Genomic DNA, 24,364 nt, shown 5'->3' on the forward strand with positions numbered 1-24,364 from the left:
TTGTTTTTTTTAGCTGCTTTTCTTCCCCGGTTTTAACCCGCGATGTAGCTCGTTGATGCGCTTCATCGACTTGATAGTGCGCTGCGGCTCGGTGGAGGCTACGGATAAAATAATCATCTCCAGACACAGCAGCACCGTGCCGTGGAGCGGGATTTTGCCCTTTTCGCCGCCGCGCGGAACGTGGATCACCACGCTGGCCTCCTTGCTGAAACGCGAATCAAGGGCGTTGGTCAGCAGGATCGTTGGAATGCCCAGACGTTTTGCTTCACGCAGGGTGGTTTGCCCCTCCCGGTGCGCGGACTTCTGCGCCATCATCACCAGCACGTCGCCGCGCTGAAGCGCAATCAGCTGCTCGGCAAGCCCTATTCCGGTACGGTTAAGCGGCGTGGCGGGTAACCCCATGCGGCTGAACAGCCTGGCGGTATACTCGGCCAGAATACCGGATGCCCCAATGCCAAATATGGCAACCTGCCTCGCCTGCGCCAGCAGAGAGACCGCCTGGGCCATCGCGTATCGGTTGTGGGGCTCGGACAACACCTCGCAGGTGTGTTGATGCCCCTCCAGCACAAAATCAATGCTCGCGTTGACGTCGCTGGCAAGCGTGTTCACCGTAGTGGACATCTTTTCGCTGGAGGTGACCACCGGACCAAACCACTGCTCAAGCGTTTGCTTGAGATCGCGCAGCCCGGCGAAACCCAGCGCCTGAATGGCGCGGACCACCGTGGCATCGGAGGTTTTCACTACGGCAGCAATCTCCATGGCGGTCTGTTCCATCACCGCTTCGCGATTGTCATGAATATAGCGTGCAACCTGCAGCAGACGCGGCGTCAGCTGATGCGCCCGCGCGCGAAAACGGTCGCCATAGACATCCACGCGCCCTTTCTCTTTGCGGATCACCGTGATGCCTCCGGCAGCGGACGCCCGGCAATCTGAGACTGCACCTGCGCGACCATCAGCCCTAAAGACGCGAACGAATTCGAGATCGCCTCTTCACGCGAGATCAGCACGTAATGCCCGGTTCGGCAGGCATTGAGGAACTGACACCAGCCCGGCATGACCGCATCCATCGCCGCCAGCTCGTCCTGCGGTTTACCGCCCGTATCCCCGCGCCAGGTGGCGAAGACGAAATCGGCATCCAGCTCCGGCAGGCGCTCGGCGCTGACGTCAATCCGTCCCCCTTCCGGGATGGACTCAATCAGCGGCGGGAACTTGAATCCTGCGTCGCGCAGCACGCGGCCCAGCGAGTGGTAGCTGTGCATGGCGTTAATCTTCCCCTGATTCGCCTGAATCACCGACACGGTCACCTTGCTGGTATCAATAGTCGCCTTCAGCGCCTTAATCTGCTCCTGATAGCGCCGCTCCAGAACCTTAAGCCGCGCCTGCGTTCCCGTCAGCTGAGCCAGCTTGCGGTAGATCTCCGGCGCGCCGCCGTCGAGATGATCGATGCTCACCGTCGGGGCAATTTTCGCCAGCTGTTCCACAGGAGTGTTGCGGGTCGGCTCGGTAATAATGAGGTCAGGCTTTGCGGCGGCGATGGCTTCGATGTCGATATCGGCCGTGCCGATAAATTTAATGTCGGAATTATCGAAGTCGACGCCGGTCAACATGCCGCTGGAGCGCAGAAAGTGGCTACCGTCCGGCCGCGTGCGGCCATGGCTCGCCACCGGCGGTACGCCAAGCTCAATCAGAGGAATGGTGATATCCAGATCGTGTAAGGAAACAATCCGCTTCGGATAAACCGGCACAACGACCTTGCGCCCTAAATCGTCGGTAAAGACCTGCGTCGGCTCCGCCGCGCTCACCGCGAACCCCACCAGCAACAGCATCGAAAACAGTACGCGCATCATAATCCCCTAAAATCTGTCCCGACGCTGCCAGAGCAGCAGCAGGAAAAACGGTCCGCCAATCAATGAAATGACAATTCCCGCCGGCAGCTGCAGCGGGAGGAATGCCAGACGCCCGACGTTATCCGCCAGCAGCACCAGCAGCGCGCCCAGCACGGCGCTTCCCGTCAGGAGCGCGGTTTGCCCACCGCGCAGCAGCAGGCGCGCCATATGCGGGGCAATCAGCCCCACGAAACCTATACTGCCCACGCACGAGACGCAGGCCGCCGTCAGCACCACCGGGGCGAGAACCCTCAGCAGCGCCAGCCGCGTTATGCGAACGCCAAGGCCCGTAGCGGCCTGATTGCCGAGCAACGCCACGTCCGCGGCCCGGGCGGTAAACAGCAGCAGCGCAAACGCGGGGGCGGCCCAGAGCGCAGCCAGGCCTACCAGCGTCCAGTTTGCCGCATGCAGGCTTCCCGCCAGCCACAGCATCGCCGTCTGTACGTCACGCACGTCGGCGGTGGTCATAAAGACGCCCATCGCCGCGGCAAACGCCCACGACACGCCGATGCCGATCAGGATGAACCGCGGGCGCGAGATATCGCGCGCCAGGACGATCACCAGCAGCGCGGTAAGCAGCCCACCGGCCATGCCGACCAGCGGACGCCAGGCCAGGCTCAGCGCCGGGAACTGAAAAATCAGCAGCAGTACCGCCGCGCTACAGCCCTCCTTCACGCCGATAAGCCCCGGGTCAGCCAGACCGTTGCGGGTGATGGACTGCATCGCCGCCCCCGCCATGCCGAGCATCGCGCCGCACAGCACCGCCATCATCAGGCGCGGCAGGCGGATATCCATCACGACGTAACGCGTCTCCGCCGTCAGACTTTCAGGCGAAAACAGCGCGCGCCCGATGGCGGAGGTTGGAATAGGCAGAGAACCGTGCGTCAGGCCAAAGCCCAGCAGGCTTAACGCCGCCAGCGCAATAAGCGACAGGTACGCCAGCACTTTCGGGCGAACCAGCGCCGATATACGGCCAATTCGGATCGCGCGGAATCCGGCCCGGTTCATTTGAACATCCTCGACGCCATAAAGATGAATACGGGCGCGCCGACCAGGGCCGTCATGATGCCGGTTGCCAGCTCCCAGGGGGTAAACAGCGTGCGGGCGGCGATATCCGCCAGCAGCAGCACCAGCGCGCCGCACAGGGCCGACAGCGGCACCATCACGCGTAAATCGACTGACACCAGACGGCGAATGAGCTGCGGCACGACCAGGCCAATAAAACCAATCGGCCCGGCGATAGAGACGGCCGCGCCGCAGAGTAGCGCGATGGCCAGCAGGGCGAGCAGGCGGGTTTTCAGCAGGGACACGCCAAGCCCCTGCGCCATTCTGTCGCCCAGCGCCAGCATGTTGAGCGAGGGCGACAGCCCGATAGCAAGAACAAAACCGGCTGCTGCAGCCCACAGGGCGCTCTGGAGCATCTGCGCGTTGAACCCGGCGATATCACCCGCCAGCCAGGTGCGCAGGTCGAGCAGCGTCTGTTCATCCAGGATTAACACCGCGGCGGTAATCGACGAGGCAAACGCCGACATCGCCACGCCGCACAGGGTGACCTTCATCGGCGTGAGCCCGGTGCGACCGGAAGAGGAAAACATCAGCACCAGCAGAAACAGCGCGGCGGCACCGGCGGCGGCAATCAGCGGGCGACCAAACGGCAGCGACAGGCCAAGCGCGCTGACGCTCGCCACTGCCAGCGCAGCCCCGGCGTTGAGCCCCAGAATATGCGGTTCGCCGAGCGGGTTGCGGATCACAGACTGCAGCAGCACGCCCGCCACGCCGAGCGCGGCGCCCGTCACCATCGCGGCGCAGAGGCGCAGCAGTCGTAATTTGATAATGACGTTATGGTCGAAATTGCGCGGGTCGAAGTGGATGAATGCCTCCACTACCGTCTGCGGGGCGATAAAGCGTGCACCGATGCCAAGATGCGTAATCGCGCCCAGCGCCAGCAGTAATGTAAAAATCAGGAAGGCGAGAGAAGTGCGCATCATGGCTGTTCAAGGCTCTGGCGAAACGGCATAAAGAACGGTTTGCCGGTCAAGGGGTTGATGGACATATGCACGTCCACATCAAACACCGCTTTGATCAGCGCTGGGGTGCAGACGTCGCCCTCGTGCAATACGCCCTCCACTTTTCCCTGGCGTAAAAAAACCAGCGAATCACCGTAGTTCACGGCAAAGTTAAGATCGTGCAGCACCACCACCACGGTACGCCCGTGCTCACGCGTCAGCGTATGCAGAAGCTCAAGGATCTCCACCTGGTAGCGGAGATCGAGATACGTCGTCGGCTCGTCAAGCAGGATATACGGAGTTTGCTGCGCCAGCGCCATGGCGATCCAGCAGCGCTGACGCTGGCCGCCGGATAAGCTTTCCACCGGCATATGGGCAAACTCTGCCGTGCCGGTCAGGCGCAGAGCCTCTTCCACCGCCCGCTCGTCCTCGTCGCTCCACTGACGCATAAAGTTCTGCCAGGGAAAACGCCCGCGCGAGACCAGCTCAAAAACGGTTAACCCTTCCGGCAGCAGCGGCGACTGAGGGAGAATGCCAAGCTGACGGGCGACCGCTTTGGTGGGCTGCTCATGAATGGCTTTACCGTCCAGCAGCGCGGTTCCCCCAAGCGGCTGCAGCAGCCGCGCGATAGTGCTCAACAGCGTGGATTTTCCACAGCCGTTCGCCCCTACCAGCACGGTCATTTTCTGCTGTGGGATCGCAAGGGAGATATCATCAACGATGATTTTTTTCTGATAGCCCGCAGAGAGGTTCTCCAGAACCAGACCCGGTTTGTGTGTGTTGTGAGCCACGTGAACGCCAACGTAATGAAAAACCAATAAATAAAAATAAAACTCATTCTCTTTTGAGAGTTTGACGCCGCGCCATGTAGTAGTCAAGCGAAGAAACACCCTGATAAAGCCAGGGATAAACCTGAGTAAAAGTGAAAACTCGACGGCTTGTAAAAACATCTATTTCAATAAGTTAATTATGATCCCGCTGCGCTTGTACGCACGGTTAAACGCTGTAGTCGATTTTTTCTTTTTTCCATTTACTACTACATTCACGCATGATTGAATGATTCTCAATTACATGTCCGATGCCACTTCCGGCTAACGGACAGACCGTAAAGGGCAATGACTCACACAGTTTGCCGCGAAACGTCATTCGCGGGATATTTCGGGATAACAGATGTAATGGCTACGTTCACACCTTCACTCTCTGGGGTAAAAGGGCGCGCGCTCTTTTCCCTGCTGTTTATGGCGCCGCTGGTTCAGGCAGCAGATAACACCGCGGCTAAAGATGGCGAAACGCTTACCGTCACCGCCGATCCAAATACGACGGCGGAGGCCACCAACGGCTATCAGCCGCTGAACACCTCCACCGCGACGTTAACCAACATGCCGATGCTGGACATCCCGCAGGTGGTCAATACCGTCAGCGACAAAGTGCTGGAGGATCAAAATGCCACCACGCTGGATGAAGCTCTGTACAACGTCAGCAACGTGGTGCAGACCAACACCCTGGGCGGTACGCAGGATGCCTTCGTGCGCCGCGGATTTGGCGCGAACCGCGACGGGTCAATCATGACTAACGGCCTGCGCACCGTCCTGCCGCGCAGCTTTAATGCCGCAACCGAGCGCGTGGAGGTGTTGAAAGGCCCGGCCTCCACGCTGTACGGCATTCTCGATCCGGGCGGCCTGATTAACGTCGTCACCAAACGCCCTGAGAAGACCTTCGGCGGTTCAATTTCTGCCACCTCTTCCAGCTTTGGCGGCGGCACCGGACAGATCGATGTTACTGGCCCGATTGACGGCACGCGCCTGGCGTATCGCCTGACGGGTGAGTATCAGGACGAGGATTACTGGCGTAATTTTGGCAACGAACGCAGCACCTTTATCGCCCCGTCGCTCACCTGGTTCGGCGACGACGCCACCGTGACCGTGCTCTATTCGCATCGCGACTATAAAACGCCGTTCGATCGCGGAACGATCTTCGATCTCAACACTAAAAAAGCCGTCGACGTCGATCGCAAAACCCGCTTTGATGAACCGTTTAACGTGACCGACGGGCAGTCCGATCTCGCTCAGCTCAATGCGGAATATCGCCTCAACAGCCAGTGGACCGCGAAGTTTGACTACAGCTACAGCCAGGATAAATACAGCGATAACCAGGCGCGCGTGATGGCCTACGATTCAAAAACCGGCAACCTGACCCGCCGCGTGGATGCGACCCAGGGCTCGACACAGCGTATGCACACGACGCGCGCGGATCTGCAGGGAAACGTGGACATCGCGGGCTTTTACAATGAGATCCTGACCGGCGTGTCGTATGAGAATTACGATCTGCTGCGCACCGACATGATCCGCTGTAAGAACGTTAAGGATTTCAATATCTATCATCCGACGTATGGCAAACTCGGCAAATGCACCACCGTGTCGGCGTCCGACAGCGACCAGACGCTGAAGCAGGAAAGCTACTCTGCCTATGCGCAGGACGCGCTGTACCTGACCGATAAGTGGATTGCCGTCGCAGGCATGCGCTACCAGTATTACACCCAGTACGCGGGGAAAGGCCGCCCGTTCAACGTCAACACCGACAGCCGCGACGAACAGTGGACGCCGAAGCTGGGGCTGGTTTATAAGCTCACGCCAGCGGTCTCGCTGTTTGCCAACTACTCGCAGACGTTTATGCCGCAGTCGTCCATTGCGAGCTACATCGGCGATCTGCCGCCGGAAACGTCGAATGCTTACGAAGTGGGCGCAAAGTTCGACCTGTTCGATGGGGTTACCGCCAATATCGCGCTGTTTGATATTCACAAACGCAACGTGTTGTACAACGAAAGCGTGGGAGGGGAAACCATCGCCAAAACGGCGGGCCGCGTGCGCTCCCAGGGCGTGGAGGTTGATCTGGCCGGTTCATTGACCGAGAACACCAATATTATCGCCAGCTATGGCTATACCGACGCGAAGGTGCTGGAAGATCCGGACTACGCGGGCAAACCGCTGCCGAACGTGCCGCGCCATACCGGCTCCCTGTTCCTGACCTACGATATTCACAATGCGTTTGCCGGGAATACCCTGACGCTGGGCGGCGGCGGGCACGGCGTAAGCCGTCGTTCCGCAACCAACGGTGCGGATTATTATCTGCCGGGGTATTTCGTGGCGGATGCGTTTGCGGCGTACAAGATGAAGCTACAGTATCCGGTGACGCTGCAGGTGAACGTGAAGAACCTGTTTGATAAAACCTACTACACCTCATCTATCGCCACCAACAATCTGGGTAATCAGATTGGCGACCCGCGCGAAGTGCAGTTTACGGTGAAGATGGAGTTTTGATGTAAAAAAGCCCGGTGGCGCTAACGCTTACCGGGCCTACGATCCATTCCCTCTCGCTGTGGGAGAGGGTTAGGGTGAGGGCATCAGGCCTCAATATCCGCCATATCGCCTTTCTCCTGCAGCCAGTTACGACGGTCTTCCGAACGTTTCTTGGCAAGGAGCATATCCATCATGGCGTTGGTCTGCTGTTCGTCTTCGTCGCTGATCGTCAGCTGCACCAGACGGCGCGTGTTCGGATCCAGCGTCGTTTCGCGCAGCTGCATCGGGTTCATCTCGCCCAGCCCTTTAAAGCGCTGAACGTTAGGTTTGCCCTTCTTGCGCTTCAGCTGTTCCAGCACGCCCGCTTTTTCTTCTTCCGTCAGCGCGTAGTAAACCTCTTTGCCGAGGTCGATACGATAAAGCGGCGGCAGCGCCACGTGGACGTGACCATTTTTAACCAGCGTGCGGAAGTGCTTCACAAACAGCGCGCACAGCAGCGTGGCGATGTGCAGACCATCGGAGTCCGCATCCGCGAGGATACAGATCTTGCCGTAGCGCAGCTGGCTCAGATCGTCGCTGTCCGGATCGATACCGATCGCCACCGAGATATCGTGGACTTCCTGCGAGGCCAGCACTTCGTCTGAAGAGACCTCCCAGGTGTTCAGGATTTTCCCCTTGAGCGGCATGATCGCCTGATATTCACGGTCGCGCGCCTGCTTGGCCGATCCGCCCGCCGAGTCTCCTTCCACGAGGAACAGCTCGGTACGGTTGAGATCCTGTGCGGTACAGTCCGCCAGCTTGCCCGGCAGCGCAGGGCCGCTGGTCAGCTTTTTACGCACCACTTTCTTCGCGGCACGCAGACGACGCTGGGCGCTGGAAATCGCCATTTCAGCCAGCATCTCTGCTGCCTGAACGTTCTGGTTCAGCCACAGGGTAAACGCATCTTTCACCACGCCGGAGACAAACGCCGCGCACTGGCGTGACGACAGACGCTCTTTGGTCTGACCGGCAAACTGCGGATCCTGCATCTTCACGGAGAGCACGTAGGCGCAGCGGTCCCAGATATCTTCCGCCGACAGCTTCACGCCGCGCGGCAGGATATTGCGGTATTCGCAAAATTCGCGCATCGCGTCCAGCAGTCCCTGACGCAGCCCGTTGACGTGGGTACCGCCGAGCATGGTTGGGATCAGGTTGACGTAGCTTTCGGTCAGCAGTTCGCCGCCTTCCGGCAGCCACAGCAGCGCCCAGTCGACCGCTTCGGTATCGCCGCTAAAGTTACCGACGAACGGTTTTTCCGGCAGCGTCGGCAGGCCGTTTACCGCTTCGCACAGGTAGTCGTTCAGGCCATCGGCGTAGCACCAGGTCTGCTCGGTATTGTTGACGTTATCCTTAAAGGTAATTTCCACACCCGGACACAGCACCGCTTTGGCTTTCAGCAGGTGCGTCAGGCGGGATACGGAAAAGCGCGGGCTGTCGAAGAAGCTTTCGTCAGGCCAGAAGTGGACGCTGGTGCCGGTGTTGCGTTTGCCGCACGTGCCGACAACCTGCAGATCCTGCACCTTCTCGCCGTTTTCAAACGCGATGTTATAAATCTGGCCGTCGCGACGGACGTTTACTTCCACGCGCTTGGACAGGGCGTTCACGACGGAAATCCCCACGCCATGCAGGCCGCCGGAGAACTGGTAGTTCTTGTTGGAGAACTTACCGCCCGCGTGCAGACGACAGAGGATCAGCTCAACGGCAGGCACGCCCTCTTCCGGATGGATATCCACCGGCATGCCGCGCCCGTCGTCGATGACTTCCAGCGACTGATCGGCATGCAGGATAACGTCAACGCGTTTGGCATGGCCCGCCAGCGCTTCGTCCACACTGTTATCAATAACTTCCTGGCCCAGATGGTTTGGGCGCGTTGTATCGGTGTACATCCCCGGGCGGCGGCGAACCGGCTCAAGCCCGGTGAGGACCTCAATGGCATCAGCGTTATAGGTTTGCGTCATGATTTAAACTAGCAATTCGCATTGATTGTCAGTGGCTGTGCAGTCCAAGAAAATCGACAATCTGGGTGAAATGATTCTCAAAGCCCGTGAAAGCATGGTTTCCGCCCTCTTCTATAGTCTGGCGGCAGGAGGCGTAATACGCCACTGCCTGGCGGTAATCCAGCACTTCATCACCCGTCTGTTGCAACAGCCAGATGAGATCCGGCGCCTCAAGCGGGTCGACCTGCATAACTTTGAGATCGTAAATATGGCGTGACTCTAGCACATATTGCTGCCCGGTGTAGGGGTTCTCGTTTTCGCCAAGAAAGTCCCTCAGCAGCTCAAATGGCCGAACCGCCGGATTAACCACAACGGCAGGTAGCATGAAGCATTGTGAGAGCCAGGTGGCGTAATACCCGCCCAGCGAGGAACCGACCACACCAAAGGTTTCGCCGCCGTGCGCAAGCACAATCGATTCCAGCATCTCCGCGGCCTCTGCCGGGTAAGGCGGCAGCTGCGGGATAATCATCTCAACGTCGGGGTGATGCTCGCTCAGCCACTGGCGAAACAGAGTCGCTTTTGCGGAGCGCGGCGAGCTGTTGAATCCGTGCAGATAAAGGAGCGTAGACATCAATAGCCTTCTGAAGCGGTATCCGGGCGGAATTTTGCACCGGTCAAACGGCAGACTTCCGTGGTCAGCGTGCCGTCGGCATGCAGTTCCAGCCAGCGCCAGCCTGGCGCAATGGTATCCAGCGTAAAGTTGGCGCAGTGCGGCTTAAACTGAACGCAGGTCGACGGCGTCGCCAGCATGCGGCGCCCGTTCCAGTCGAGATCCTGTTCCTGGTGAATATGTCCACACAGCAGGTTTTTCACTCGCGGGAACTTCGCCAGCACGCGATCCAACGATGCGGAGTTGCGCAGACTGTGCTGATCGAGCCAGCTACAGCCCGCCGGCAGAGGGTGATGATGAAGCAACAGCAGCGTGTGACGTTCAGGTTCAGCAGCCAGTTTGGTCTCCAGCCAGTCGAGCTGAAACTCGCTTAACTCACCGTGCGGGACGCCAAACACCTGGCTATCCAGCAGCAGGATCTGCCACTGGTCACCCGCAAAAACACATTTCGCCGGAGAAATACCCGCATCCTGGAGAGAACTGTACATAGCGGGCTGGAAGTCATGATTTCCTGGCAGCCAGACGCAAGGCACGCTAAAGCTCGCGATGCCTTCAGCAAAATGCTGGTAGGCCGCGGAAGATTGGTCCTGCGCCAGATCGCCCGTTGCGACAATCAGATCGCATGCACGGTTTTCGGCGTGAATCGCGCTAAGTACCGCCTGATAACTCTCCCAGGTATTCACCCCCAGCAGCGTTTCATGCTTTTCGGCAAAAAGGTGGGTATCGGTGATTTGTAATATCCTGACTGGCGCCCCACCAGCAACAGTCAGGTTCAACAGGCTTTCCAAATGGTGTCCTTAGGTAGGTTTATGACGCTAACAAACCGGAATCGCCATTGCTCCATGTGCTAAACAATATCTTAGCCAGTCGGCTAAAAACTGGTTAATTTGATGCTTTTCGTCGCGTTGATGCAACTTTTTATTCGGGTAATCATACCGCGCCTTGAAGCGAAAGATCTGCTGGCTTGAACACACTTCAGCGACCATCGCGTCGTGATAGAGGCGTACCGTCATCGACGGCAGGCTCCAGTAGCTAATGCTGGGTGCCGTTTGCTCAATTTCCACCAGCGTAGTGTAGCGCGTTGATTCTGTTATCGTTAAACGATACTGCGCGTTGCTCACCTGATAGCTTACCGTTTCGCCGGGTGCGTCGTTTTTCGGCAGCAGGCGGCGCAATTGTGCGAAATTGGTTTCGCACAGGCGCATCATTTCTGGGAAGTCAGGCGTATAGCGCTTCATTTTTTCCACTCGTTTCGTAATGTCTGATAATGCAGCTGCAGCCATTGCAGGGCGATGACAGACGCTGCGTTGTCGATTTTCCCCTCTTCTACCCACTGATAAGCCTGTTCCCGGCTCACCACATGAACCCGAATATCTTCGTTTTCATCTGCCAGACCGTGGATCCCTTCCGCCGTCGTGGCGTCCACTTCACCCACCATAATGGACAAGCGCTCGCTGGTACCTCCCGGGCTTGCCAGATAGCTCAGCACCGGTTTTGTGCGGCCCACCACCAGCCCGGCCTCTTCCAGCGCCTCGCGTCGGGCGACGTCTTCAACCGTCTCACCCTCTTCGATCATCCCGGCCACCATTTCCAGCAGCCACGGGCTCTCACTGACGTCATAAGCGGCGATGCGGATCTGCTCCACCAGCACAACTTCGTCACGCACTGGGTCAAAGGGTAGCAAGACTGCCGCATGCCCGCGCTCAAAAATTTCGCGTCTGATTTCGCCGCTCATTTCCCCGTTAAACAGACGATGCCTGAAACGGTAAAGATCCATTGAAAAAAAACCGCTATAAAGCGTTTCTCGTGCAATAATTTCTACATCGTTTTTGGCGAATGTCACGGGCAACTTTTCTGGTTTTTGCATGAGTCGAGTCCTGGTAGCAATGGTGATGAAATTGTGAATTTCAAGGCTGTTTGGCTGCCGTTTGTAAGGCTATATGGTAGATTGGTGCAAATTACCGCCAGATGGCACGTAACGCCAACCTTTTGGTGTGGATGATTCTGTTAGAATCGGCAATTATTTTTTAATTAGATCAGCGCTAATACTGCTTCACAACAAGGAATGCAAATGAAGAAATTGCTCCCCATCCTTATCGGCCTGAGCCTGACGGGCTTCAGTGCAATGAGCCAGGCGGAAAACCTGTTACAGGTCTACCAGCAGGCACGTCTGGGCAACCCTGATTTACGTAAATCAGCGGCCGATCGTGATGCTGCGTTTGAAAAGATTAACGAAGCTCGTAGCCCCTTGCTGCCACAGTTAGGTTTAGGTGCAGATTATACCTACAGCAACGGTTTCCGCGACGCTAACGGCGTAAACTCCAATGCTACCAGCGCCTCACTGCAATTAACACAGACGCTGTTTGATATGTCCAAATGGCGTGCCCTGACACTGCAGGAAAAGAGCGCAGGCATCCAGGATGTGACCTATCAGACCGACCAGCAGACGCTGATCCTGAATACTGCCACGGCGTACTTTAACGTGCTGAGCGCGATTGACGCACTCTCCTACACCGAAGCGCAGAAACAGGCCATTTACCGTCAGTTAGATCAAACCACCCAGCGCTTCAACGTGGGCCTGGTCGCGATCACCGACGTGCAGAACGCCCGTTCACAGTACGACACCGTGCTGGCTAACGAAGTGACCGCGCGTAACAACCTCGACAACGCGCTGGAATCCCTGCGTCAGGTCACCGGCAATTACTATCCTGAGCTGGCCTCCCTGAACGTCGACAGCTTCAAAACGGATAAGCCGCAGGCCGTTAACGCCCTGCTGAAAGAGGCGGAAAACCGCAACCTGACGCTGCTGCAGGCGCGTTTGAGCCAGGACCTGGCCCGCGAGCAAATTCGTCAGGCGCAGGACGGCCATCTGCCAACCCTGAGCCTGAGCGCGTCTACCGGTGTCTCTGATACAACCTACAGCGGCTCTAAAACCAATACGTCCCAGTATGACGACAGCAATATGGGCCAGAACAAGGTGGGCCTGAGCTTCTCCCTGCCGCTGTATCAGGGCGGTCAGGTCAACTCCCAGGTGAAACAGGCGCAGTACAACTTTGTTGGCGCGAGCGAGCAGCTGGAAAGCGCCCACCGCAACGTGGTGCAGACCGTGCGTTCCTCCTTCAACAACGTGAACGCCTCAATCAGCAGCATCAACGCCTATAAACAGGCCGTTGTGTCTGCACAGAGCTCCCTGGACGCGATGGAAGCAGGTTACTCGGTCGGTACACGTACTATTGTGGACGTGCTCGATGCGACCACCACGCTGTACAACGCGAAACAGCAGCTCTCCAGCGCGCGTTACCAGTACCTGATTAACCAGCTGAACATCAAACAGGCTCTGGGTACGCTGAACGAGCAAGACCTGCAGATGCTGAACAGCGCGTTGGGCAAACCGGTCTCCACCTCTCCGGACAGCGTTGCACCGGAGAACCCGGAGCAGGTTGCCGCGGTTGATAACTTCAACGCTAACGGCACTACCCCTGCTGCACAGCCTGCTGCCGCGCGAACCACAGCGCCTGCCAGCAAGAGCAATAATCCGTTCCGTAACTAAGAGTGTCATCAGGCCCACTGCGGCCTGATGCCTTCACTCCAGCCCTCTTCCACAGGGAGAGGGCGCATCTGAATCACATCCGAACGTAAGTCAACGTAAAGATCCCCCTGATTCCGCCCCTCTTCGCTTCATTTTCAACCACTCATCCTCTATCCTGAGCGTTATTACCACTGGGTCCTGGAAGACAAAGATGAAACGGACAAAAACGATCAATCACGCGTCGTTCCGCAAGAGCTGGAACGCGCGTCACCTCACCCCTGTTGCGCTGGCGGTCACGGCTGTCTTTATGCTGGCAGGCTGTGAGAAAAATGACGAAACGGTTTCGCTGTATCAAAACGCGGACGACTGTTCTGCCGCAACCGGCAAAGCCGCCGAATGTAAAACGGCTTACACCAGCGCGCTGAAAGAAGCGGAACGTACCGCGCCGAAATATGCCTCACGCGAAGACTGCGTGGCGGAGTTTGGTGAAGGTCAGTGCCAGCAGGCACCGGCTCAGGCAGGCACCGCACCTGAAAATCAGGCGCAGGCGCAGTCCAGCGGCAGCTTCTGGATGCCGCTGATGGCAGGCTACATGATGGGCCGCCTGATGGGCGGTGGTGCAGGTTACCAGCAGCAGCCGCTGTTTAGCTCGAAAAACCCGGCCAGCCCGGCTTACGGTCAATATACCGATGCCAGCGGCAAAGGCTACGGCGCAGCGACCCCTGGCCGCACCGTGACCGTACCGAAAACGGCGATGGCGCCGAAGCCTGCGACCACCAGCACCATCACCCGTGGCGGGTTCGGTGAGTCTGTGGCGAAGCAGACCAGCATGCAGCGCAGCGCGACAGGCACCTCCTCTACTCGCTCAATGGGCGGCTGATCATGGAAAGAGTCAGTATCACCGAGCGCCCGGACTGGCGCGAAAAAGCCACCGAGTACGGTTTTAACTTCCACACCATGTACGGCGAGCCGTACTGGTGTGAAGACGCCTATTACAAGCTCACGCTGGCCCAGGTTGAGAAGCTGGAAGAGGTAACGGCCGAGCTGCACCAGATGTGCCTGAAGGTGGTGGAAAAAGTCATCGACAGCGACGAGCTGATGGCAAAGTTCCGCATTCCAAAGCACACCTGGAGCTTTGTCCGCCAGTCGTGGAAAACGAATCAGCCTTCGCTTTACTCTCGCCTGGATCTGGCATGGGACGGCAAAGGCGAGCCTAAGCTGCTGGAAAACAACGCCGATACCCCAACGTCCCTGTACGAAGCGGCGTTCTTTCAGTGGATCTGGCTGGAAGACCAGGCCAATGCCGGAAACCTGCCGGAAGGCAGCGACCAGTTCAACAGCCTGCAGGAGAAGCTGATCGAGCGCTTCGCCGAGCTGCGCGAGCAGTTTGGCTTCAACCTGCTGCATCTCGCCTGCTGCCGCGACACGGAAGAAGACCGTGGCACGGTTCAGTATCTGCAGGATTGCGCCGCTGAAGCGGAGGTGGCGACCGAGTTCCTCTATATCGAGGATATCGGCTTGGGTGAAAAAGGTCAGTTCACGGACATGCAGGACCAGGTGATCAGCAACCTGTTCAAGCTCTACCCGTGGGAATACATGCTGCGCGAGATGTTCTCCACCAAGCTGGAAGATGCTGGCGTGCGCTGGCTTGAGCCGGCCTGGAAGAGCATTATCTCCAACAAAGCCCTGCTGCCGATGCTGTGGGAGATGTTCCCGAACCATCCGAACCTGCTGCCGGCGTACTTTGCAGAAGATGATTACCCGCAAATGGAGAAGTACGTCGTCAAGCCGATCTTCTCACGCGAAGGCGCAAACGTGTCGATTATCGAAAACGGCAAGACGCTGGAAGCGGTTGAAGGGCCGTACGGCGAAGAAGGGATGATCGTCCAGGAGTTCTATCAACTTCCAAAATTTGGCGACAGCTATACGCTGATTGGCAGCTGGCTCATCAACGATCAGCCTGCCGGAATTGGAATTCGCGAAGATCGCGCGCTGATCACGCAGGATCTGTCGCGGTTCTATCCGCACATTTTCGTGGAGTAAGACTGCGGCCTGATGCCCTCACCCCGCCCCTCTCCCACAGGGAGAGGGGGCAAACACTAAAAACGGCAACCTGAGGTTGCCGTTTTGCTTTTATTATCCCACCTGCACCGACAGCATACTCAGACTCCCCATCTCGATACCGTCGACCGGGATCGTCACCGGCTCCTGACCATCCCACGCGCCAAGAACGTACAGCAGCGGCAGGAAGTGTTCCGGTGTCGGGTTAGAGAGCGAACCACCTTCGTGATCCAGATAGTTCACCAGCGGATGCTCCTCAGCCGGGCCTTGCCAGGTCAGGTTCGCTTTAACGTAGTCGTTAAAGGCGGTCGCCCACGGGTACGGCGTGTTCTCACCGTGCCAGCGTGCGGTACGCAGGTTATGCACCACGTTGCCGCTCGCCACCAGCATGATGCCTTCATCACGCAGGGTCGCCAGCTTACGCCCCATCTCAAGATGCCAGGCGGCCGGTTTGGTGCTGTCGATGCTCAACTGCACCATCGGGATATCCGCATCAGGATACATTTTAATAAGCACGCCCCAGGAGCCGTGGTCAAAGCCCCAGGCTTCTTTATCCAGCGTCACAGGGACAGGCGCCAGCAAATCCACCAGCCTTTGTGCCAGCTCGGGCGAGCCGGGGGCCGGATAATGCGTGTCGTATAGCGCCTGCGGGAAGCCGCCAAAATCATGAATGGTTTTTGGCGCTTCCATGGCGGTCACGCCTGTACCACGGGTAAACCAGTGCGCAGACACCACCACGATCGCTTTCGGACGCGGCAACGTCTCGCCCAGATGACGCCAGGCGCGGGTATAGACGTTGTCTTCCAGAACGTTCATTGGGCTACCGTGGCCTAAAAACAGGGCTGGCATACGGGAAGAAGTCATGGTGATATCCTTACAGAAGGTGTCAATTTAATGGTGCTACATTACGCGCAATCCGGCAAAGATGAACGCAGATAAGCGTGAAGATCATCATCAGGAAATTTGAATGTAAGGAATGTGTAAAGCCGGGTTTTCACCCTCGCTTTGCCAGAAATGAATCATTTATATTAATGAGAATGATTATCATAAGGAGCAATGCATGTCAGTCCCCTTGATCCTGACCATACTGGCGGGCGCCGCGACCTTCATCGGTGCGATCCTCGGCGTGCTCGGCCAAAAGCCCTCTAACCGCGTACTGGCCTTTTCACTGGGCTTTGCTGCCGGGATCATGCTGCTCATCTCCCTGATGGAGATGCTGCCTGCCGCGTTGGGCACAGAAGGCATGTCTCCGCTGCTGGGCTACGGCATGTTTGTCTTTGGCCTGCTGGGATACTTTGCCCTCGATCGGATGCTACCACACGCGCATCCGCAGGATTTAATGCAGAAAAACGTGACGCCTATGCCGCGCAATATCAAGCGTACCGCCGTGCTGTTAACGCTTGGCATCAGCCTGCACAACTTCCCTGAAGGGGTCGCTACCTACGTGACGGCCAGCAGCAATCTTGAGATGGGTTTTGGCATCGCGCTGGCGGTCGCCTTACACAATATTCCTGAAGGACTGGCCGTCGCCGGACCCGTGTATGCCGCAACGGGATCGAAACGCACCGCTGTGTTCTGGGCGGGTATTTCCGGGATGGCCGAAATCCTTGGCGGCGTGCTGGCCTGGCTCATCCTCGGTAGCCTGGTCTCTCCGGTAGTGATGGCAGCGATTATGGCAGCGGTAGCCGGGATCATGGTTGCGCTTTCGGTGGATGAACTGATGCCGCTGGCGAAGGAGATCGATCCTAACAACAACCCCAGCTATGGCGTGCTGTGCGGAATGTCGGTGATGGGATTAAGTCTGGTTCTGCTGCAGACCGCAGGAATCGGGTAAAAAAACGCCGGGACATCCCGGCGTTTTTATTATCAGCTGGCTTTGCGCTCGTGCGCCTGGCGATACTCGACCAGATCTTCAATCGTTACCACCGGCATATTGTGCAGACGGGCAAAGGTGATGCACTCCGGCGCGCGCGCCATGGTGCCGTCATCGTTGGTCAGTTCACACAGCACACCGGCAGGTTTGAAGCCCGCCAGCGTCACCAGGTCGATCGTCGCTTCGGTGTGACCGCCGCGGGTCAACACGCCGCCCGCCTGCGCGCGCAGCGGGAAGACGTGGCCTGGACGGTGCAGATCGGATGGCTTCGCATCATCAGCAATGGCGGCACGTACGGTAGTCAGACGGTCAGCCGCAGACACACCGGTGGTCACGCCATGCGCCGCTTCAATGGTCACGGTAAAACCGGTACCAAAGGCGCTGGTGTTGTTTTCGACCATCATCGGCAGCTCGAGCTGCTTACGACGATCTTCGGTAATACACAGGCATACGATGCCGCTGCCGTGACGGATGGTCAGCGCCATCTGTTCAACGGTCATGTTTTCGGCGGCGAAAATCATGTCGCCTTCGTTTTCACGGTTTTCATCGTCAAGCACCATCACACCGCGGCCTTCGCGCAGTGCATCCAGTGCATGTTCAACACGTTGAGTTGAAGTGCCAAAAGAGGAAAGTAGCGTCTGATTCATGGTAAAAAAACCTCATTAACATTATGGTTACCAGAATCAGGGCAGTCTTAGGAGCGCCGTATAAGCGGCAAAAAGATAACGTGAGCGGGCCCATGCCCGACTTGATCGTTACTCTCTCCCATCCGGACTCTAACCGTCGGCCCCGGAATTACACCGGATCTGCTGACCTTTGAGTTTTCACCCAAAGCGCTCGCGGGCTTTCAGCGTCACGCTGATTTACCGCCGGTGGGGAATTTCGCCCCGCCCTGAGAATAAGCGAGATAACTATAACGCTATTGATTATCCTGGGCAATGCATAAGCATCAAACAATTTTGTTTACCCCGGGCATGACGCGCTACAATGGACACTAACACCTTTCCATCAAGGGAAACGACAATGATTGACCCGAAAAAAATTGAGCAGATCGCGCGTCAGGTTCATGAATCTATGCCAAAAGGCATTCGTGAATTTGGTGATGACGTAGAAAAGAAAATCCGCCAGACGCTGCAGGCGCAGTTGGTTCGCCTTGATTTAGTCAGCCGCGAAGAGTTCGACGTGCAGACCCAGGTTCTGCTGCGCACCCGCGAGAAGCTGGCGCTGCTGGAACAGCGTCTGACCGAGCTGGAAAACCGCAATGCGCCGGAAGAAGTGAAGCCGGCACCGGCCATTCCGCCGGTGGATGACCAGGAGTAAGTGCGGCCTGATGCCCTCACCCCAGCCCTCTCCCACAGGGAGAGGGTGAAAAAAAACGGGCCAACTGGCCCGTTTTTTTTACTGACTGTCTTTCTGGATCTTCTTGATGATGTTGGTGGTTGAGCACCCGTCCTCAAAGTTGAGCACCATCACCTCGCCGCCGTTGGCCCAAACCTCTTCGCTGCCCGCGATTTGCTCCGGCTTGTAATCCCCGCCTTTTACCAGCAGGTCCGGCAGAATACCGGCAATCAGGCGCTGCGGGGTATCTTCTTCAAACGACACCACCCAGTCCACCGCTTCCAGCGCGCCGAGCACAATCATACGCTGCTCGAGCGGGTTCACCGGACGCGTTTCACCCTTCAGGCGTTTGGTCGACGCATCGCTGTTGACCGCCACAATCAGGCGATCGCCCAGCTTGCGCGCATTCGCCAGATACGAAACGTGGCCAGCGTGCAGAATGTCGAACACGCCGTTGGTCATCACCACCTTTTCACCACGCTTGCGCGCGGCGGCGACGGCTACCTTCAGCTCGTCTTCTGTCATGACGCCAAAACCAGTATCCGCGCGACCACGCACCGCGTTTTCCAGCTCGATTGGCGAAACGGTTGAGGTCCCGAGTTTACCCACGACCACGCCCGCCGCGGCGTTAGCGAAGTAGCACGCCTCTTCCAGAGAATTACCCGCTGCCAGCGTCGCCGCCAGCACGCCGATCACCGTGTCACCGGCACCGGTCACGTCGTACACTTCCTGCGCCTGGGTTGGCATATGCAGCGGCGCTTTGCCCGGCTGCAGCAGCGTCATCCCCTGCTCGGAGCGGGTCACCAGAAGCGCAGATAATTCGAAGTCAGCAATGATCTTCATGCCGCGCTCAACCAGCTCTTCCTCGGTTTTGCATTTGCCCGCCACCGCTTCAAATTCGGAGAGGTTTGGCGTCAGCAGGGTTGCGCCGCGATAGCGCTCAAAATCGGTTCCTTTCGGGTCGATCAGCACCGGTACGTTGGCTTTACGCGCCAGCTGAATCATCGTCTGCACGCTCGCCAGCGCGCCTTTGGCGTAATCGGACAGCACCAGCGCGCCGATATTGCCCAGCGCCTGGTTGATACGCTCGTGCAGCGGCTCGGGATCAACGCCTTCGAACCCTTCTTCAAAGTCGAGGCGGATCAGCTGCTGGTTGCGCGACAGCACGCGCAGTTTCGTAATCGTTGGGTGGGTCGGAACAGAAACGAAGTCGCACTTCACGTTCACGTCCGCCAGCGACTTGCTCAGCGCGCGCGCCGCATCGTCGATGCCGGTCAGGCCCACCAGACGCGACTGCGCGCCCAGAGAGGCAATGTTCATCGCCACGTTTGCCGCGCCGCCGGGACGCTCTTCAATGGTGTCGACCTTAACCACCGGTACCGGTGCTTCCGGAGAGATGCGGCTGGTCGGTCCATACCAGTAGCGATCCAGCATCACATCCCCAACAACCATAACTCCAGCACGTTCAAACTCTGGCAGTGTTACTTTCATTCCTGACTCCAGAAAGATTCACAATTTGCGCGCGATAATATCACACTTGATTTGTTACGCACGGTTCCACCAGCCACTTCTGCCAGCTGGCCGTTACCTGAGCGCGTTCTGCGACAAAACAGTCCAGCGCCACGTGCCCCGGCTGCTCCTGCAGCGCCAGGTGATGAAGCTCGTCGCGAAGCGTCGTGTAGGCGCGGGTTAAAGCCTGCGCTTCCTGCTCGTCCATGATGTCGTTTTGCGCCAGCAGTTCCAGAATGCGCACGTTATCCGACCAGCGGGTGAGCTTAGGCTTGTCGTGCGCGTGCAGCAGCACCAGATACTGGGTAATGAATTCAATATCGGTGATCCCGCCCTCGTCGGCTTTAATATCAAAGCGATCGCGATGTTTATTGCCGAGATGCGCGCGCATTTTCTCGCGCATCTCGCGCACTTCCGTTTGCAGCGTGCTGCCCTCGCGCGGGGTGGTCATGACATCCTTACGGATGGCATCGAACTGCGTTTTGAGCTGCGGATCGCCATACACCACGCGAGCGCGCACCAGCGCCTGATGCTCCCACGTCCAGGCTTCGTTCTTCTGGTAATCGGCGAAGGATTCCGTTGAAGTGACCAGCATGCCCGCCGCGCCGGACGGACGCAGGCGCGCATCAACTTCATACAAAATGCCCGACGAGGTGCGGGTGCTGAACAGGTGCATGATGCGCTGCGCCAGGCGCAGGTAGAACTGACGCCCGTCAATTTCACGCTCGCCGTCGGTCATTACGTCAACCGGGCAGTCGTGCAGGAAGATTAAATCCAGATCGGAGCTATAGCCCAGCTCCCAGCCGCCAAGCTTGCCGTACCCCACGACCGCGAATCCGCGTCCTTCACGTTCGGCCAGGTGTTTCGGCTGGCCGTAGCGCGCCACCATCTGCACCCACGCCTGATGGACCACCGCGTCGATGATCGCCTCTGCCAGCCAGGTTAAGTGATCGCTCACTTTCATCACCGGCAGCGTTCCGGCGATGTCCGCCGCCGCCACGCGCAGCATCTGAGCCTGCTTAAACTGGCGCAGCGCCTCCAGCTGTTGCTCTTCGTCCTCTTCCGGCACGCGCAGCAGATACTGACGCAGCTCGTCCCGGTAGGCATCCGTCGCCGTGGGCTGATACAGCGTGTTCGGATCGAGCAGCTCATCCAGCAGCAGCGGATATCGCGCCAGCTTATTCGCCACCATCGGCGAGGCGGCGCAGAGCGTAATCAGATGCTTCAGCGCCCCCGGGAACTCGCTCAGAAGCTCCAGATACGTGGTGCGCGTAATAATCCCGCTCAGCAGCGGCATCATGCGCGACAGCGGCACCGGCGCGTCCGCCCGCGAGCAGACCTCGCTCAGCAGATGCGGCATCAGGTGATCCAGCACCTGACGACCGCGCGGGCCGATGGCGCGTTTGTTCAGTTCGAGACGGAAATCCGCGATCAGCGCCACCACGCGATGGCGGGCGTCGTCACTCAGGTGCGCCAGCACGGGGGTCGTGTCATCTTCCTGAAGCGCATCCTGCCACAGCTCGCGCCAGTGCTCGGAAAGCGCGTCGTCCTGCGATTCACTTTCGTCATCACCAATCAGCTCGTTAAAGATGCGGCGCACGCCCGCCATGTGAGCGTCCAGCCGTTCGGTCAGCGTAGACCAGTCATCCACGCGCATCCCCCAGGCCAGACGCGCCCGATTAAGGTCATCCCCCGGCAGGGTCTGGGTCTGTTCGTCGTTGATGCTTTGCAGCAGGTTTTCCAGACGTCGCAGAAAAAGATAGGCCTCGCGCAGGGTTTGCGCGTCGCCGTCCGGCAGCAGATGAAGCTGCTCGATGGCGCTCAGCGTCGGCAATAGCGAGCGGGACTGTAACGACGGCTCACGCCCGCCGCGAATAAGCTGGAAGACCTGAACGATAAATTCGATTTCGCGAATGCCGCCCGCGCCGAGCTTGATGTTGTCCTTCAGCCCGCGACGGCGAACCTCACGGGCGATCATCCCTTTCATATTACGCAGGGACTGGATGACGCTGAAGTCGATATAGCGACGGAACACGAACGGGCGCAGCATGGCGCGCAGTTCGTTAGCGTAAGCGTCGTCGCTGTCGCCCATGATCCGCGCTTTAACCATCGCATAGCGCTCCCAGTCGCGCCCCTGCTCCTGGTAGTAATCCTCCAGCGCGGCAAAGCTCAGCACCAGCGGTCCGCTGTCGCCAAACGGACGCAGGCGCATGTCCACGCGGTAAACAAAGCCGTCCTGCGTCGGCTGATCCAGCGCCTTAATCAGACGCTGACCGAGGCGGGTAAAGAACTGGGCGTTGTCCAGCTCGCGACGACCGCCGCGCGTGGAGCCGTTCTCGGGCCACGCGAAAATCAGGTCGATATCGGAGGAGAAGTTCAGTTCGCAGCCGCCCAGCTTGCCCATCCCCAGAATCAGCAGCGGCTGAGGAACCCCTTCCTCGCTGCACGGCGTGCCCCACTCTTTACAGCAGGCGGCGTAGAGCCAGTCGCGCGCCGCGACAATCAGCGTCTGCGCCAGCTCGCTTAACTGCTGCAGCGTACTCTCTTCGCCCACGAGCTCCAGCGCCTGAGCCCAGGCAATGCGCACCATCACCCGACGGCGGAACTGGCGCAGGACGCGCATCAGCGTCGCTTCATCCGCTACGTCTTCGAGTGCGGCCTGCAGCCAGCCGGCATAGTGCCGCCACTCGTCCGCCTGCGGCGGTGCGTTTTCAAGCTCCGCCAGCCAGTCCGGGTAGACGGCGATGCTTTCCTGCACAAAATCACTGAAGGCGAGCACGCTCTTCGCCTGCTCGCTTAACGATGACGCCGGTAATGACTCAGGCAGACGTTCGCAAACGGTCTGCCACTGCTGCTGTAACGCTGAAGAAAGCGGCATTCTTGGGGTTCCTTGCCAGAGTTAACGTTTTCCGCTGTGCAGCCAGTACGGCTCCTGCGAAATGGCCTCGTTACGGAAATGCTCTATCTCGATATGCTGACGGGTTTCAATGGCATGCTTCAGCCCCTGCCAGTTTTCCAGCCACGCCTGCGCCTGTGGCCCGTCGTAGGCACCGGAAAGGAGCAGCATGCTGTCGATGTTGCGCGAAAGACGGGGAAGCTGATCGCCATACTTATCGCCGAGCGGATACGCAAAGGTGCTCTTCAGTTCAGCGGCATGACGGGAAAGATGAATGTCCGCGAAACGCTTAAAGTTTTCCGCGATTTTGGCCTCGGCTTTCGCATCCAGGAAGGCGCACCAGCCGCGCGTCACCAGAAACTCGGTCAGCGCCAGTTTTGCCGAAGCGGCTTGCGGGCTGTAAATCGCCGTTTGCGCTGAGACGTCGGAGAGCATCAGCGTTTCGGTTTGCGTCAGCAGATCACGTAAGTGAGCGCTCGCTTTGCGAGGAACGATGCCGCCGAATAGCGTCAGGGTGTGGCGCACCAGGGCAATGGCCGCCAGCACGTGGGATTTCGCGTTTTTCACATTTCGCACCCACAGCTCTTCGTGGTACTGCCACTGCGAAAGCGCCAGCTCCAGCGCGGCTTCCAGCCCCTGCTCAACGCTGGCTTTCGGCGCAACGCGCAAAATGGTCGTCTCTTTCAGCACGCGCGGCGCATTTCCGGCCGCCAGATGGTAACCCCGCGCGGCTTTACTCAGGCTTCCCTGACGCAGTCCGGACTGACTCACCAGCCTGCGCGCCAGCTTCAGCACGTCATTTGCGTCCCCTTCCAGCAGCTCAAGCTCCAGTTCGCAAATCGGTTCCTGGAATTCCCCTGCCTTCACCTCACCCAGATCGAGGGCGATTTCGATGCGGCTTTTGCCTTCCGTCACCAGCCATTTCTCGCGCCAGAAATCGGTGCTGAACAGCGGCTGTACCTGCTCCGCCAGCGCGGAAGGCAGCTCGCCTTCCGGCCAGACTTCCGCCGGGAAACGCTCCAGCTCAAGTTCTGGCTTACTGATGTCGATATTGTATTCCGGGCGCTGATGTAAACCGCCGACCACGCGGCCGGCAATTTTCATCGTCATCTCGTAGCGCCCGCTCGCGCCACGGATGCGCAGCCCCATATCGTGGCGGCGCAGCCAGTTGTCTGGCGTTTCGTAATAGATATTAAGCAGTTGTACCGGTGCATGGTGTTCGCCGGAAAGCGTATGCAGATGCTGGCGGAGTGCGTCAACGCTGTCTTTTTCGACGATAAATTTTAATTCGATTTCCTGAGCCATAGCCTTGTACTTTTGCGGG

21 protein-coding genes and 1 riboswitch are annotated in these 24,364 nt (G+C 58.4%); of the genes, 6 read left to right on the plus strand and 15 right to left on the minus strand.

The window, feature by feature from the left end:
• Window positions 1-9: 9 nt before the first annotated feature.
• Genes ACW9E7_RS16920 through ACW9E7_RS16940 form a run of 5 tightly spaced genes read right to left on the minus strand, consistent with a single transcriptional unit; the run spans window position 10 to window position 4,683 of the window.
• Window positions 10-897 carry a MurR/RpiR family transcriptional regulator gene (locus ACW9E7_RS16920; RefSeq protein WP_039025548.1) on the minus strand — a complete coding sequence of 296 codons (888 nt, stop codon included), beginning with the start codon at window positions 895-897 and terminating at the stop codon, window positions 10-12.
• Window positions 894-1,844: an iron-siderophore ABC transporter substrate-binding protein gene (locus ACW9E7_RS16925; protein ID WP_458728400.1), complete on the minus strand. Its 951-nt coding sequence runs from the start codon at window positions 1,842-1,844 to the stop codon at window positions 894-896. The genes ACW9E7_RS16920 and ACW9E7_RS16925 overlap by 4 nt, the downstream gene beginning before the upstream one ends.
• A gap of 9 nt (window positions 1,845-1,853) precedes the next feature.
• On the minus strand, window positions 1,854-2,894 hold the full coding sequence (locus ACW9E7_RS16930) for a FecCD family ABC transporter permease (protein ID WP_458728131.1): 1,041 nt from the start codon (window positions 2,892-2,894) through the stop codon (window positions 1,854-1,856).
• The gene (locus ACW9E7_RS16935; protein WP_458728132.1) at window positions 2,891-3,874 is read right to left on the minus strand and encodes a FecCD family ABC transporter permease; all 984 of its coding nucleotides are present in this window, start codon (window positions 3,872-3,874) and stop codon (window positions 2,891-2,893) included. The genes ACW9E7_RS16930 and ACW9E7_RS16935 overlap by 4 nt, the downstream gene beginning before the upstream one ends.
• Window positions 3,871-4,683, minus strand: a complete 813-nt coding sequence (locus ACW9E7_RS16940; RefSeq protein ID WP_458728133.1) for an ABC transporter ATP-binding protein — start codon at window positions 4,681-4,683, stop codon at window positions 3,871-3,873. Before ACW9E7_RS16940 ends, ACW9E7_RS16935 begins: the two co-directional genes overlap by 4 nt.
• A 384-nt stretch (window positions 4,684-5,067) precedes the next feature.
• Here ACW9E7_RS16940 and ACW9E7_RS16945 point away from each other — a divergent pair, with 384 nt between their 5' ends.
• Complete coding sequence (locus ACW9E7_RS16945) at window positions 5,068-7,209, plus strand: TonB-dependent siderophore receptor (RefSeq protein WP_274240865.1); 2,142 nt, start codon at window positions 5,068-5,070, stop codon at window positions 7,207-7,209.
• An 83-nt stretch (window positions 7,210-7,292) separates the two neighbouring features.
• On the opposite strand, the gene parE is transcribed toward ACW9E7_RS16945, so the two are convergent.
• Genes parE through nudF form a run of 5 tightly spaced genes read right to left on the minus strand, consistent with a single transcriptional unit; the run spans window position 7,293 to window position 11,701 of the window.
• Window positions 7,293-9,185: a DNA topoisomerase IV subunit B gene (gene parE, locus ACW9E7_RS16950; RefSeq protein WP_111963285.1), complete on the minus strand. Its 1,893-nt coding sequence runs from the start codon at window positions 9,183-9,185 to the stop codon at window positions 7,293-7,295.
• Between the two features lie 28 nt (window positions 9,186-9,213).
• Entirely contained in the window at window positions 9,214-9,795 is a 582-nt protein-coding gene (yqiA, locus tag ACW9E7_RS16955) for an esterase YqiA (protein WP_047173609.1), read from the minus strand.
• On the minus strand, window positions 9,795-10,622 hold the full coding sequence (gene cpdA, locus ACW9E7_RS16960) for a 3',5'-cyclic-AMP phosphodiesterase (RefSeq protein WP_458728134.1): 828 nt from the start codon (window positions 10,620-10,622) through the stop codon (window positions 9,795-9,797). Before cpdA ends, yqiA begins: the two co-directional genes overlap by 1 nt.
• A 27-nt stretch (window positions 10,623-10,649) precedes the next feature.
• Window positions 10,650-11,072: a DUF1249 family protein gene (locus tag ACW9E7_RS16965; RefSeq protein WP_014833293.1), complete on the minus strand. Its 423-nt coding sequence runs from the start codon at window positions 11,070-11,072 to the stop codon at window positions 10,650-10,652.
• Window positions 11,069-11,701 (minus strand): ADP-ribose diphosphatase, encoded by a 633-nt coding sequence (nudF, locus tag ACW9E7_RS16970; RefSeq protein ID WP_008502974.1) that lies wholly within the window; start codon window positions 11,699-11,701, stop codon window positions 11,069-11,071. The genes ACW9E7_RS16965 and nudF overlap by 4 nt, the downstream gene beginning before the upstream one ends.
• Before the next feature lie 204 nt (window positions 11,702-11,905).
• On the opposite strand from nudF, the gene tolC reads away from it, so the two are divergent.
• The 3 genes from tolC (at window position 11,906) to ACW9E7_RS16985 (ending at window position 15,406) form a co-directional block, all read left to right on the plus strand.
• Entirely contained in the window at window positions 11,906-13,384 is a 1,479-nt protein-coding gene (tolC, locus tag ACW9E7_RS16975) for an outer membrane channel protein TolC (protein WP_111963287.1), read from the plus strand.
• Between the two features lie 190 nt (window positions 13,385-13,574).
• On the plus strand, window positions 13,575-14,243 hold the full coding sequence (locus ACW9E7_RS16980) for a DUF1190 family protein (protein WP_048028997.1): 669 nt from the start codon (window positions 13,575-13,577) through the stop codon (window positions 14,241-14,243).
• Between the two features lie 2 nt (window positions 14,244-14,245).
• A complete protein-coding gene (locus ACW9E7_RS16985; RefSeq protein WP_136195072.1) occupies window positions 14,246-15,406 on the plus strand; it encodes a glutathionylspermidine synthase family protein in 1,161 nt (386 codons plus the stop codon).
• 93 nt (window positions 15,407-15,499) lie between these two features.
• On the opposite strand, the gene ygiD is transcribed toward ACW9E7_RS16985, so the two are convergent.
• Window positions 15,500-16,288: a 4,5-DOPA-extradiol-dioxygenase gene (gene ygiD / locus ACW9E7_RS16990; RefSeq protein WP_458728135.1), complete on the minus strand. Its 789-nt coding sequence runs from the start codon at window positions 16,286-16,288 to the stop codon at window positions 15,500-15,502.
• Window positions 16,289-16,484: 196 nt separating this feature from the next.
• Here ygiD and zupT point away from each other — a divergent pair, with 196 nt between their 5' ends.
• Window positions 16,485-17,258 (plus strand): zinc transporter ZupT, encoded by a 774-nt coding sequence (gene zupT / locus ACW9E7_RS16995; protein WP_024906487.1) that lies wholly within the window; start codon window positions 16,485-16,487, stop codon window positions 17,256-17,258.
• Between the two features lie 32 nt (window positions 17,259-17,290).
• On the opposite strand, the gene ribB is transcribed toward zupT, so the two are convergent.
• Entirely contained in the window at window positions 17,291-17,944 is a 654-nt protein-coding gene (ribB, locus tag ACW9E7_RS17000; protein ID WP_028017147.1) for a 3,4-dihydroxy-2-butanone-4-phosphate synthase, read from the minus strand.
• 106 nt (window positions 17,945-18,050) lie between these two features.
• A riboswitch (FMN riboswitch) is annotated at window positions 18,051-18,201 on the minus strand.
• A gap of 119 nt (window positions 18,202-18,320) precedes the next feature.
• On the opposite strand from ribB, the gene ubiK reads away from it, so the two are divergent.
• Entirely contained in the window at window positions 18,321-18,617 is a 297-nt protein-coding gene (ubiK, locus tag ACW9E7_RS17005) for a ubiquinone biosynthesis accessory factor UbiK (protein WP_014071796.1), read from the plus strand.
• Window positions 18,618-18,695: 78 nt separating this feature from the next.
• Here ubiK and hldE read toward each other — a convergent pair whose 3' ends face one another.
• Genes hldE through ACW9E7_RS17020 form a run of 3 tightly spaced genes read right to left on the minus strand, consistent with a single transcriptional unit; the run spans window position 18,696 to window position 24,345 of the window.
• Window positions 18,696-20,126 carry a bifunctional D-glycero-beta-D-manno-heptose-7-phosphate kinase/D-glycero-beta-D-manno-heptose 1-phosphate adenylyltransferase HldE gene (hldE, locus tag ACW9E7_RS17010; protein WP_032642099.1) on the minus strand — a complete coding sequence of 477 codons (1,431 nt, stop codon included), beginning with the start codon at window positions 20,124-20,126 and terminating at the stop codon, window positions 18,696-18,698.
• A 40-nt stretch (window positions 20,127-20,166) separates the two neighbouring features.
• On the minus strand, window positions 20,167-23,022 hold the full coding sequence (gene glnE, locus ACW9E7_RS17015) for a bifunctional [glutamate--ammonia ligase]-adenylyl-L-tyrosine phosphorylase/[glutamate--ammonia-ligase] adenylyltransferase (RefSeq protein WP_458728136.1): 2,856 nt from the start codon (window positions 23,020-23,022) through the stop codon (window positions 20,167-20,169).
• Between the two features lie 21 nt (window positions 23,023-23,043).
• On the minus strand, window positions 23,044-24,345 hold the full coding sequence (locus tag ACW9E7_RS17020; protein ID WP_458728137.1) for a CYTH domain-containing protein: 1,302 nt from the start codon (window positions 24,343-24,345) through the stop codon (window positions 23,044-23,046).
• Window positions 24,346-24,364 lie beyond the last annotated feature (19 nt).

This window comes from Enterobacter sp. H2G27 (genome assembly GCF_054403075.1).